The 12664-nt window shown below is 58.0% G+C and carries 8 protein-coding genes; 3 read left to right on the top strand and 5 right to left on the bottom strand.

Going from position 1 to position 12664, the window contains the following annotated elements:
* Positions 1–71: 71 nt before the first annotated feature.
* A complete protein-coding gene (locus ACZ5Q2_RS04930) occupies positions 72–1598 on the bottom strand; it encodes a flavin-containing monooxygenase (RefSeq protein ID WP_061332026.1) in 1527 nt (508 codons plus the stop codon).
* Between the two features lie 228 nt (positions 1599–1826).
* On the opposite strand from ACZ5Q2_RS04930, the gene ACZ5Q2_RS04925 reads away from it, so the two are divergent.
* Both ACZ5Q2_RS04925 and ACZ5Q2_RS04920 read left to right on the top strand, forming a co-directional pair.
* Positions 1827–4478 carry a winged helix-turn-helix domain-containing protein gene (locus ACZ5Q2_RS04925; RefSeq protein ID WP_061332028.1) on the top strand — a complete coding sequence of 884 codons (2652 nt, stop codon included), beginning with the start codon at positions 1827–1829 and terminating at the stop codon, positions 4476–4478.
* A gap of 154 nt (positions 4479–4632) precedes the next feature.
* The gene (locus ACZ5Q2_RS04920; protein ID WP_061332030.1) at positions 4633–7392 is read left to right on the top strand and encodes a peroxidase family protein; all 2760 of its coding nucleotides are present in this window, start codon (positions 4633–4635) and stop codon (positions 7390–7392) included.
* Between the two features lie 69 nt (positions 7393–7461).
* On the opposite strand, the gene ACZ5Q2_RS04915 is transcribed toward ACZ5Q2_RS04920, so the two are convergent.
* Both ACZ5Q2_RS04915 and ACZ5Q2_RS04910 read right to left on the bottom strand, forming a co-directional pair.
* Positions 7462–8004, bottom strand: a complete 543-nt coding sequence (locus tag ACZ5Q2_RS04915) for a YgjV family protein (RefSeq protein ID WP_061332032.1) — start codon at positions 8002–8004, stop codon at positions 7462–7464.
* Between the two features lie 3 nt (positions 8005–8007).
* Positions 8008–9165 carry an ABC transporter substrate-binding protein gene (locus tag ACZ5Q2_RS04910; RefSeq protein WP_061332034.1) on the bottom strand — a complete coding sequence of 386 codons (1158 nt, stop codon included), beginning with the start codon at positions 9163–9165 and terminating at the stop codon, positions 8008–8010.
* Positions 9166–9363: 198 nt separating this feature from the next.
* On the opposite strand from ACZ5Q2_RS04910, the gene ACZ5Q2_RS04905 reads away from it, so the two are divergent.
* Complete coding sequence (locus ACZ5Q2_RS04905; protein WP_061332036.1) at positions 9364–10032, top strand: transglutaminase-like domain-containing protein; 669 nt, start codon at positions 9364–9366, stop codon at positions 10030–10032.
* 3 nt (positions 10033–10035) lie between these two features.
* Here the strand turns inward: ACZ5Q2_RS04905 and ACZ5Q2_RS04900 are convergent, their stop codons facing one another.
* Both ACZ5Q2_RS04900 and ahpF read right to left on the bottom strand, forming a co-directional pair.
* Complete coding sequence (locus tag ACZ5Q2_RS04900; RefSeq protein ID WP_061332038.1) at positions 10036–10845, bottom strand: alpha/beta fold hydrolase; 810 nt, start codon at positions 10843–10845, stop codon at positions 10036–10038.
* Positions 10846–11007: 162 nt separating this feature from the next.
* Complete coding sequence (ahpF, locus tag ACZ5Q2_RS04895; RefSeq protein WP_061332040.1) at positions 11008–12573, bottom strand: alkyl hydroperoxide reductase subunit F; 1566 nt, start codon at positions 12571–12573, stop codon at positions 11008–11010.
* Positions 12574–12664 lie beyond the last annotated feature (91 nt).

The following is a 12664-nucleotide window of genomic DNA, read 5'->3' as shown; positions in this document are numbered from 1 at the left end:
CCATGTTAAGGAACCTATCTACACAGCGCTATCCGCAATTATGGGGATACCCTGCGCCAATGGCTGTCCGCTCAGGCCCCGAACAACGCCGAGCGCAGCGGCTTCAGGAAGCCCGACTTCTCCGGGCTGGCCTGCTGGCTGCGCCGGCCATCAAACTCCAGATACCCGTCTTCAATGGGCTCAAAGCGCAGGATTTTCACATCCTTCAGATAATTCTGAGACGCCTTCCAGGGCCCGTGAGTGCCCTGGCGCGGCAGGCGATCTTCGGCACGCTTGATGTAACCGGCGTCCAGCGAACCCAGAATGGTGTCGTTACCCAGGCTGTTTTCCGTGTCTCGCGGCACCACCACCTGATAACCCTTGCGATCCATATGGTTGATCAGCCGGCACAGGTATTCGCTGGCAATATCGGCCTTGAGGGTCCAGGAGATGTTGGTGTACCCGAAGATCATGGCGGCGTTGGGCATGCCTTCCACCATCACGTTCTTGTAGATCACCTTTTCCTTCAAGACTACGCCCTGGCCATCCACCGTGGGCTGGATACCACCCAGCATCTGAATATCCAGGCCGGTGGCCGGAATGATGATATCTGCTTCGAGCTCTTCACCGGATTTGAGGCGAATGCCGGTGTCGGTGAAACGTTCAATATGGTCGGTTTTGATCGAGGCGGTACCCGCCTTGATGGCATCAAACAGGTCGCCGTCTTTAACCACACACAGGCGCTGATCCCAGGGGTTGTAGTCCGGGGTGAAATGGCGCATATCCGCTTTGCCCTTCAACTGGCGTTTGATCACCGACAGGAACAGCCGGCGCATGGCCTTCGGGCTCTTGCGGGAACGCTCGTAGAGCAGGCGCGAAATCGAGATATTCCGGGCACGGGTCAGCCGATAGGCGGCTTTCTCCGGCAGTACCTTCTGCAGCGCCAGGGTAACCTTATCAGTCGACGGCAAAGGCATCAGGTAGGTGGGCGAGCGCTGCAGCATGGTTACATGGGCCGCTTTTTCCGCCATGGTGGGCACCAGGGTAATGGCGGTCGCCCCACTGCCAATCACCACCACCTTCTTGCCGGTGTAATCCAGGTTCTCCGGCCAGTGCTGTGGGTGCACCACCTGGCCCTTGAAGTCCTGCTCGCCGGGGAAATCAGGCTTGTAGCCCTGATCGTAGTTGTAGTAACCGGTGCAGCCCACCAGGAAGCTGGCCGTGTAGGTCTCCGCTTCGCCGGTTTTTTCGTTCACCGCCGTCAGATTCCAGCATTTTTCCTCACTGGACCAGTCAGCAGTCTTTACCGCCACACCGTAGCGGATGTTCCTTTCCACATCGTTTTCCCGGGCGGTGTCGGCCACGTACTGCTTGATAGAAGCACCATCCGCCAGCACCTTGCCGCCGGTCCAGGGCCGGAAGTTGTAGCCAAAGGTGAACATGTCGGAATCGGAGCGAATGCCGGGGTAACGGAACAGATCCCAGGTGCCCCCTAACGACTGCCTGCGCTCGAGAATAGCGAAGCGCTTGCCGGGGCATTCCCGTTTCAGATGGCAGGCCATGCCAATGCCGGAAACGCCGGCGCCGATGATCAGAACGTCATAATGTTGGTGGCTCATGACTGTTACTCCCGGGCTTATCGTTGTTATCAGATGCCTGTACGTTACGCCGGGCCTCGGCCTGTGCAATTGGCCCCATTATCGACACCTCGCCGTAGGCGCGGCCAAAATGTAATTTTTCACAATGTGAATTGAGCAAGGGTTGGCCGCCGAACTTCGGACTATGCTCAGACCCATCAAGCAAGCCTTTGCGGCAACGTGCCACGGGACATAACAACAAGACACTCCATGCATCGTGAACCTATGATCACCCAAGGTCCGACGCCATTACTGGACCGCCCTGCACTGGTACAGGCACTGGACCAGGGCTCGCTCAAGCGACTGACCCTGCTCACTGCGCCCGCCGGGTCTGGCAAATCGACCCTGATACGCCAGTGGCTGGCAACGGAGCCTGACCGCCCTGCCGCTCTGATGACGCTGCAGGATCTGGACCGTGACCCAGCGCGTTTTTTTGCCCGGTTGGCACAGACCATTCGGGCGAAAGCACCTGACTTCGACAGCTCGGCCTTTACACCTTTTGACGCTGGCAGCCACTGCACTCCGTCGACCATTGCCGAGGCGCTCGTGCACAGTCTGGCCCCAATTGACCATCCGGTTGTTCTCATCCTGGATGATTTTCAGCACCTGTCCCACACACCGGTCATCACCGACACCTTCAACCGGTTGCTCGACCACCCACCGGCATGCCTGCACCTTATCATCGCCAGTCGGGCCAGGCCCGCTTTGAAGCTGAGCCAGCTCAAGCTGAATCAGGACATGCTGGAACTCAGCGCTCGAGACCTGCAGTTCAGCAGCACCGAGGCAAAACAACTTTGCCAGAGCCTTGGCAACGCGGCGGTGGCAACAAACACTCTGGATCACCTGTTGCGCATCACCGAAGGCTGGATTACCGGGTTGCGCCTGGCACTCCTGGCCGCCCGGGAGCAAGGCATTGAAGCCCTCGATTCCTTTTCCGGCAATCAGCCGGAAGTCATGGCCTATTTTGGCGACATGGTTCTGCAAGCCCTGCCCAGCTCGTTGCGCAGCCTGTGTCTGCAAAGTGCCTTGTTCGACCGAATTACCGGCTCTCTGTGCGACCAGGTCCTGAAACACACAGGTAGTTCGTTGATACTGGAACACCTGGCCCGGCAGGAACTGTTCCTGATGCCGATGGATCATGACCCCGGCTGGTACCGGTTCCACCCTTTGTTGCGGGATTTTCTGCAGACGCGTTTGGCCATGGAGTCTCCCGCACTGATACCGGCACTGCATCGCCGAGCCGTCCACTGGTTCCTGAGCAGCGGTGACTATCATCAGGCTCTGAAACATGCACAGAGCAGCGACGATGCCGTCTTGCTTGGCGACATTCTGGAAACCGCCTTCGGTATCTGGTCACGGGAAGGGCACTTTTCACGCATCCTGTTCTGGGAATATCGGCTGCAAAACAGCCCACTGTTACTACGAACAGGCGTGGCTGTGCCTTTGCTTTGCACGTTGATTCTGTCGCGGCGCTTTCATCAGGCCAGCACCATGTTGGAACGCTTTCGCGATGCCGGGCCAAGGGATGTGTCCCCGGATCATCACCGTGTCTTGCTGCGATTTCTTCAGTTGTATCTGGAGCTGTTCCAGAACGACAATCGCTTCATTGGTCGACAGGACTATCAGGATCTCGTTCAACAAAGCCGGCTGTACGACATTTTCCCCCTGAGCCTGTGCATGGCGGCTTACCACCACCTGCAGCATGCCCGCCCCGAGCAGGCACTGGAATATGCCAGCCAGGCCCTCGAAGTGCTGAAGCAAAGTGGCCATCACTTCATGATGGATTACGCCAGCCTGATCATCGCCCTGTGCCATCGCAGCCTGGGCCGGCCGGGCCAGGCCATGAGGGATATTCAAGGTGCCTATCTGAATATGCCCATAGACGGCGCGGCCCGCATACTAAGAAGCACCGCCATGGTGGTCGCGCTGTATGATCAGAACCGGCTTGCCGAGGCCAACACGCTGTGCCGTGAGCTGTTGCCAAAACTCAACAAAACATCCGCCATCGAAGTTATTGCCACGGTCTACCTTACCCACGCGCGATGCCTGTTCGCCCTGGGCGACCGAGACAAAGCGACCTACATCCTGGGTAAACTGGAACACATTCTCGAGCCGGAAAAAAACCGACGTTTTATCAGCCACCTGATCGCTGAGCGCATTCGCCAATGCTGGCTTAACGGCGCCCGGGAACGGGTAGAACAAGCCGCCGTTCGCGCCGGCTTGCCCACCATGCTCCAAAAGGGGGACTGGGATACGCCCGGCACGTACAGTGAATACCGCGAGCGCCTGGGGCTTGCCACCGTGTACTGGCTGCGCGCTACCGGACGCAAAGCCCAGGCCGGCCGAATCCTGCGCTTGCTGGCCCGGGAACTTGCCGATACCGGTCTTGTCAGTCGAGCCTTGGTGGTCAGTGCCAACGAATGGTTAAGCCGGGACGACAGCTCCCGCAACAGTAAAGAGGCCCTGGACGCACTGATCCAGCACTACGGGCTACACAACATGACCCGAAACCTGTTTGATGAAGCGCCCGGCTTCGGCAAGTTACTGGCCGGAGCCAGTGACCACGGCCTGGTTTTGCCCGACAACTACCTCGCGCTGTATGGCAATCTGGTCCCGGAATCGGCCCGCTCCGCTGCGGCAGTCAGACCAGACCCCTTAACCCTGCTGACCCACAGAGAACAAGACATCTACCGATGCCTGCTGGGCGGGCTCAGCAACAGCGCCATCAGCCAGCAAACGGGCACCACGGTATCGACCATCAAATGGCACCTGAAGAATATCTACAGCAAACTGGGTGTTCGTAACCGCACTGAGGCGGTCCTGCTCGCCGCCAGCCACGACCCCGCAAACACTGACGCCTGACACGACAGCAAAAACGACCATCTGTTCACATTTTTCCAAAGCTCTGCTTTTAACTCCCCCCTCCCCCTACCTGAGTAGGGGGTAATGTCACCCGGAGTCAGTAAACCTAGGCCTGCTCCAACAACCACAATAATCTGAAACAAGGAGAGCGATCATGGCCATCACTCCGTGGGTCACCTGGCCCGCACTGACCAAATTCGGCAGCCTCGGCATAGTTGCCGGACTGCTAACGCTGGGTATTGAACGTACCGAGCTGCTCAACAACAACATGTTTGATGTCGAAGACTGGGACCGTTACAACGCCGAGATCACCTGTGACGAACGCAGCCTCACCGCCCGTACCGAAGACGGCACCTGTAACATTCTGTCCAACCCCGCCGAAGGCTCGGCCCACACCCGGTTTGGTCGCAACGTCGATCTTGCACTGACCTACGCCGAAACCGAGAACGACACGCTGCTCACACCCAACCCGCGGGATGTCAGTAACTCGCTGATGGCCCGTGACGGCGACATGCAACCCGCCACCATCGTCAACTTCATCGCGGCGTCGTGGATTCAGTTCATGGTGCACGACTGGTTTGACCACGGCCCCCGTGCCACTGACAATCCGATTCTGTTCCCGCTGCCCTCGGGCGATCCGCTTGGCTCTGGCACCATGAGCGTGCAACGCACCCAGCCGGATGCCAGCCGCACCGCTGCGGACGCCGGCACGCCACAAACCTACCAGAACATCAACACCCACTGGTGGGACGGCTCCCAGATTTACGGCAGCGACAAAGCCACCAACGACGAGATCCGCGCCTTTGTCGACGGCAAACTGAAAGTGAATGCGGATGGCTCGCTGCCGACCGAATTCTTCAGTGGCAAGCCGGTTACCGGCTTCAGCGAAAACTGGTGGGTAGGCCTGAGCATGCTGCACCGGCTGTTTACCCTTGAACACAACGCCATCGCTGAGCGCCTGAAACAACAATACCCGAACGCCAGCGATCAGTGGTTGTACGATCGGGCACGACTGGTCAACGCCGCCTTGATGGCCAAGATTCACACCGTGGAGTGGACCCCCGCCATCCTCGACAACCCCATTCTTGAGCGCGCCATGTACGCCAACTGGTGGGGCATTGGCGGTGACCGGGAAAACCGCGAGTTCTTCCAGAAAGCGCTGGATGACCTGAGCAACAACGTTCAGGGTATTGCCAATCTGTTCCGCCTGCTGGGCATCGACAGCGACCTGGCCAACATGGAACCCGGCGTAATTGATCATGCCCTCGGCGGCCTGGTAGGCTCCCGCGCACCGAACAACTACGACGTGCCCTACACCCTGACCGAAGAATTCGTGTCAGTTTACCGTATGCACCCCCTGATGCGGGATGACATCGAAGTCTATGACCTTGGCAGTAACGTAATCAGCCAGCGCATCCCCATTCCAGACACCCGGGATGGCGATGCTGAGAACGTGCTGGACAGCGTTGGTGCGGATCGCCTGTGGTACTCCTTCGGTATCACCCATCCGGGCGCTCTGGTTCTGAAAAACTACCCGGACTTCCTGCGTAACCTGTCGCTGCCCATTGTGGGTGATATTGACCTGGCCACCATCGACATCGTGCGTGACCGTGAGCGTGGTGTGCCCCGCTACAACGAATTCCGCCGGGCCATTGGCCTCAAGCCGATCACCAGGTTTGAAGATCTGACCTCTGATCCGGAGATTCTGTCTGAACTCAAGCGCCTGTATAACAACGACATCGAGATGATCGACACCCTGGTGGGCTCGCTGGCGGAAGAAACCCGTCCGGACGGCTTCGGCTTCGGTGAAACCTCGTTCCAGATCTTCATCCTGAACGCTTCCCGCCGGCTCATGACCGACCGCTTCTTTACCACCGATTACACCGCCGAGGTGTACACCCAGGAAGGTATCGACTGGGTCGAGAACAACACCATGGTGGATGTGCTCAAGCGCCACCACCCGGCACTGAGCACCTCGTTGGCCGGTATGGACAACGCGTTCAAGCCCTGGGGCCTGAACATGCCTGCCGAGTATGAGAGCTGGACCGCAGAGCAGAAGCAGATGCACCTGTGGGTGAACGGCGCAACTCGAACCGAATACAAAGACGGAGAACTGCCAGCACAACAGGATGTGAACATTGGCGGGCTGATTGGCTCCATCCTGTGGGACAAGGTGCGCAGGGATTCCGATGTGGCGCCCCCAGGTTATGAGAAGCCCATTCATCCTCAAGCCGTCATGGGACGAGTCGAATTCAACGCCACTGGCAACCACGGCTATACCGGCCTGTTTCAGGGCGCAGACCACGGCCTGATGCGCCTGTCGATCACCGGTGACCCGGAAGCCCGCGGCTTTGCCCCTGGACTGGCACTGAAGCTGTTCGTGGACGGTCAGCCGTCAGAGAACATCTCGGCGCTGTACACCCTGTCTGGCCAGGATGATAACTACAACTTCTTTGCCAACGAACTGTCCAACTATGTGTCACCAGAGCTGAACGACTCCCTGGGCAGCACTATCCTGTTCTCGACAGTCTCCACCAAACCCACACTGGTGATGGCGGATGCGATGGCAAAAGTAAGCCAGAACGGCGACAGGGTCAGCAATCCGAAGGTGCCAACCCAGGTGTACTTTGTGCCCAATCCGCAGTTGACCCAGGACTTCCCGACAGAAGCGCACGACTTCCGGGACAGCCTGATGACCCTGCCAGAAGGCACCAAGGTGTATGACGTGTACGCCACCGACCGGAGCATCCGTACCTCGATCTTCCCGTCGCTGAACCGTCGTTACGCCAATGAGCGTCGCAACAGCGCAGTTAAAGTGGGTGAAGTAACCCTGACCTCACCGATGATTGCCTCACAGTTCGGTGACTCCGGCGTGTTCTTCAAGCACCAGCGCTACGAGGACCGGAACAAGTAATCCTGGCCCTTCAGATGTGACAAAGCCCCGGCAACGGGGCTTTTTTGTGCTTGTTTGACCGCCAGCGGCCTACAGGTCCACACCGGGATATTTCAACCGCGCCCGGTGCAGCCGGTAAATGGTAATCACATTGGTGACCAACACCATGGCTTCTGCCAGAATGCCGCCCACCGAGCCGATCACAATGTTGTTGAGCATCCAGGACAGCGCAGCAAGGCCAAGCACAATTCGCAAGGCAATGCCCTTAAGCAGGAACATACCGACGGTGCCAAGCACCGCGGCCATAAGCGGGAAGATATCTGTCGCCGTGGCCCAGGTGAGCCAGGCCACCAATAGATTGATCGCTAACAGCCCGGCCATGATCGACCAGCTGCCTTTGAACCGGCGGGCCAGGGCAATACGCACGATTACCAGCACGGTCAAGGCCGCCGCCGTCCAGCTCTGGAAAAACGCAAACATCAACGCAAAAGCAATGTTGGCGGAGATGAGCAGCACCATCAGCCGGTCGTCGTTTTTGTTGGCAAAACCGACGATGCAAAACGCCAACGCAACCAGGCCAAAGACCTGACCAAGAATTTCAGCGATGGTGAGTTCCGACATAAGTTCCGTCATGATTCACCGATGGCCTGCCACCTCACCTGACTCTCTGTGTTGTGCAAGAGCCTCTGAAAATTGATCCATCAAGTGATCGGCGCTAAAGGGTTTATCCTGCAGCCCGGCATTCAACGCCCGGCTGAATTGCTGGAAGTTCACAGCCTGCCAGCTTGCGGGTGTCAGAATGCGCTCCACCGTATCCACATTGTCCCGAGTTGCCGGTTCAAACCGGTAACTCAACGCCGCAGACGACGGTCCATCAGCAAAGTCCACGCCCTGGTGATAGTCGTGCAGAAGCAGCAGGGCCAAGCCACCCCCCATGAAATGGCGGCCAAGACTGACCACCAGCTCGCCCTCACGGATCGCCTCAAGGGCATGGGGCTCCCAGTCGAAACCGCCGATCACCAAGTCTTTACCCGGCTGCCTGCCAGTCCTTTTTACCGCCTCAATAGCCCCTAGCGCCATGCCGTCACTGGCACTCCAGATAGCGACGGCCTGCGGGTAGCGTCTTAACAGCACCAGCATCTTGTCCTTGGCCTGCTGTTGGCTCCAATCCGCGTGGACCAGTTGTAGAAGCTCACTGTTCTCGGCGTCTGTAGCGGCCTTCAAGCCCCGGTCGCGATCAGTACCCGCCGAAGAATCCCGAGTGCCGGTCAACGCCACCACGGGCAGCGGCTGGCTCGGCTCGGTTAAGGTCAGGCTTTGGGCGTGTTGCTCAAGAATCGCGATCAGGTTGGCGCCGCCCTCAACGTTGTCAGGGGCCATGTGGCCAATCCAGTTAGGCAGTGTCTCCCGGGGCATGCCCACGGCAGCGCGGGTTGCCTCCGGTACGTCGGTATTGAAGGTAAACACCTTCACATCCAGCTCGTTGGCGTGCATCAGGATCTGAGTCGTAACGTGTTCTTTACACATGATCACCAGATAATCCGGGCGGTCGTCGCGGCTGAGCACCTGTTCCGCCATCTGGAGGTAACTGAATCTGTGGCGATCCTGATCAAACTGAACCTCAAGCTCCAGGTTCAGATCGCTCGCCACTTCCCCCATAAAATCCGCCACCATGTGCCAGAACCGGGAATCGTCTGGCGACAGGAAAACCACGTTGGGCCGAGTGCCCGCCTCTGCCACTCTCAGCAGGGCGCATAAAACAAGTAGTGCCAACAGGGCTGTACGGAACATCATCTATTATCTCACCCTGGGCGACGTTGGCCGCGGTTGGTCGTCAGTGTCACTAAATTACCGGTGGTACCACACCCAGACAAGCAGCAATTGGTAACCGCCGATAACAGCGGCCATTGGAATTGGTGGAAAAAGTCATTGCCCATAGCTTGCTAACCGAGAGATCATCCAGTCACCATGCGCCAATGCCGGACCACTAAAATGGACAACTATCTTAAAGCCACTGCGTTCTTTGACTATGACAAGCCCGAAGTCAAAGACTGGATTAACCAGCAGTTGGAAGGTGTGCAGAACGATCCGGTGGAACAGGCCAAGGCGCTCTATCTGGCAGTCAGAGACAGCGTGCATTACAACCCCTACGTGTTCCAGACCGATCCGCGCACCCTGTCCGCCAGCTATGCGCTGGAGAGTCGTGAAAGCTACTGCATCCCGAAAGCCGTATTGTTAGGCGCCGCCGCTCGTGCCATCGGCATTCCCAGCCGTCTGGGCCTGGCAGACGTGCGCAATCACCTGTCCAGCCCCAAGCTGATTGAATGGCTGCAATCCGACATCTTCCGCATGCATGGTTTTATTGAGCTGTACCTGAATGGTCGATGGGTGAAAGCCACCCCCGCCTTCAACCGGCAGCTGTGTGACATGATGAAGGTCGAGCCCCTGGAGTTTGATGGCGTGACCGATTCGGTGTTCCAGGAATTCACAGAAGACGGCCAGGCCCACATGGAATACATCAACGACCACGGCGTATTTGACGACGTGCCCTTTGATTTTATCGTTGATGGCGTGCGCGCTGCCTATGGCCATCTGTTTACCGGGGAAGGACAACCGGCTCAGGTAAAGAGCAGCCTGGAACAGGATCTGTCTGGCCGCTAGACCTCAGCCCTCAACGCGATGCGTCATGACCTGGCGAATCTTGCGGGACAGCTCCTCTGGCGCGCTGAGCTGGGGGTAATGCCCCTCCGCATCCAGCGACGTGCAACGGGCATCGGGGATACGCTTGGCCATGTAACTGACCACCGACACCGGTACAACAATGTCGGAGAGCCCGTACAAAATGTCGACCGGCACGGGAACCTTCGGCAACTCGTCACGGAAATCGCACAGAAAGGTGACCTCGGCAAATTTCCGGAGCAGCACCGGGTCGGTCGACATAAAACTGCGGATCAGGCGTTCCGTCAGTTGCGGGCGGTGGCTGTTTTCCATTACCAGCGGCGCCAGTGAATGGGCCCAACCTTCCTGATCCCGCTCGATCATGTCCAGCATCGCCAAAACATCCGGTCGCTGGAACCCGCCCACATAATCATCATCGTTGGTATAGCGAGGTGAGGGGTTGATGGCGACGATGTGCCGAAACCTGTCCGGCAACATGATGGTTGCCAGCAAGCCAATCATGCCGCTGACCGAATGCCCGACAAGGGTAACCGGCTGGTCTGCCACCGCATCCACCACATCGAGCAGATCAAGGGCGTAACCCCGCAGCGAACCGTGGCGCTCGGACCGGTAGGATCGACGGTCCGATCGGCCACAACCCACATGATCAAACGTGACAACGCGAAAATCCTTCTCGAACGCGGGCGTGACATCTTCCCACACCATCTGGTCACATCCGAAGCCATGGGCAAACACCAGGGTATGGTCCCCCGCCCCCCGAACCGTCACCCGGTTTCTTTGTATAACACTGGCCATGCCGATGCCCTGATGGTGAATGTGGCGAACAACTCACGATCAGTCTGGCCTAATACACGCAACTTATCTAGCCGACCAACAGCCATAAAAAAACCGATACCTGCGTCCTACAAGTATCGGTTTCAGGGGTCAGCCCGAATAGATCAGGCTTGCGTGAACAACTTACTCTGCCGAATTCCGGATCAGGAAATCGAAGGCACTCAAGGCGGCTTTGGAACCTTCGCCCATCGAAATCACGATCTGCTTGTACGGAACCGTGGTGGCATCGCCGGCGGCGAACACACCCGGAATCGACGTCTCGTTACGATCATTTACGATGATCTCACCGTGCTGGCTCAGCTCAATATCACCTTTCAGCCACTCGGTGTTCGGCACCAGGCCGATCTGAACAAACACGCCTTCCAGCTCAACGTGGTGCGCTTCACCGGTGGTACGGTCGGTGTAGTTCAGGCCACTGACCTTACCGTCTTTGCCAACCACCTCGGTGGTCTGGCCGGAGGTAATGATCTTCACGTTGTTCAAGCTACGCAGTTTCTTCTGCAGCACTTCGTCGGCACGCATTTGCTCACCGAACTCAATCAGGGTTACGTGGCCAACGATACCGGCCAGGTCGATCGCCGCTTCCACGCCGGAGTTACCACCACCAATCACCGCCACGCGCTTGCCTTTGAACAGCGGGCCGTCGCAGTGCGGGCAGTAGGCCACGCCCTTGTTGCGGTACTCTTCCTCACCCGGCACACCCATCTGGCGCCAGCGGGCACCGGTAGACAGAATCACCGTGCGGGCTTTCAGGGAACCGCCGTTCGCCAGCTTCACTTCATGCAGGCCACCGGTTTGCGCCGCGGGAATCAGCTTCTCCGCGCGCTGCATGTTCATGATGTCGACTTCGTATTCGTTAACGTGCTGTTCCATGGCCGCCACCAGCTTCGGGCCTTCGGTGTAAGGCACGGAGATCAGGTTTTCGATACCCATGGTGTCTGCTACCTGGCCACCAAAGCGCTCGGCCGCAATACCGGTTGAAATCCCCTTACGGGCGGCGTAGATGGCCGCTGCAGAACCCGCCGGGCCACCGCCGATCACCAGCACCTCAAAGGCGTCTTTCTGGTTGATCTTCTTGGCTTCTTTCTCCGCCGAGTTGGTGTCCAGCTTGGCCACAACTTCTTCCAGCGTCATCCGGCCCTGGCCCCAGGGCTGGCCATTCAGGTACACGCTCGGCACCGCCATTACCTCACGCTGCTCGACTTCGTCCTGGAACAGGGCGCCGTCGATGGAGGTGTGCTTGATGTTCGGGTTCAGCACACTCATCAGGTTAAAAGCCTGCACCACGTCCGGGCAGTTCTGGCAGGACAGGGAGAAATAGGTTTCAAACTCGAACTCACCGTCCAGTTCCTGGATTTGCTGAATCACTTCCTGAGAAGCCTTGGACGGGTGACCGCCCACCTGCAGCAGCGCCAGTACCAGGGAGGTAAACTCGTGGCCCATGGGAATACCAGCGAAACGCACGCCAATGTCGGTGCCCACACGGTTGATGGCAAACGATGGACGACGCACATCGGCCGAATCTTCAGTCCGCAGGCTGATTTTCTCGGACATCGGCTCGATTTCTTCCAGCAGCTGCTTAAGCTCCTGGGATTTCTTGCTGTCGTCGTAGGCTGCTACCAGCTCGATCGGCTGTTGCAGCTTTTCCATGTAGGCCTTCAACTGTCCTTTGATATTGGCGTCCAACATGTTCGGTATTCCCCTTTATGTCGTGAAACTAACTGTCTGAATTCAAAAATGAATCGTTGTCTGAAGTTGCAGGTAAGATAAGGGCAAGCCG

The sequence above is a fragment of the Marinobacter alkaliphilus genome (genome assembly GCF_055394375.1).
Note: the sequence above shows the minus strand (reverse complement) of the source record. Positions and strands in the feature narration are given on the sequence as shown.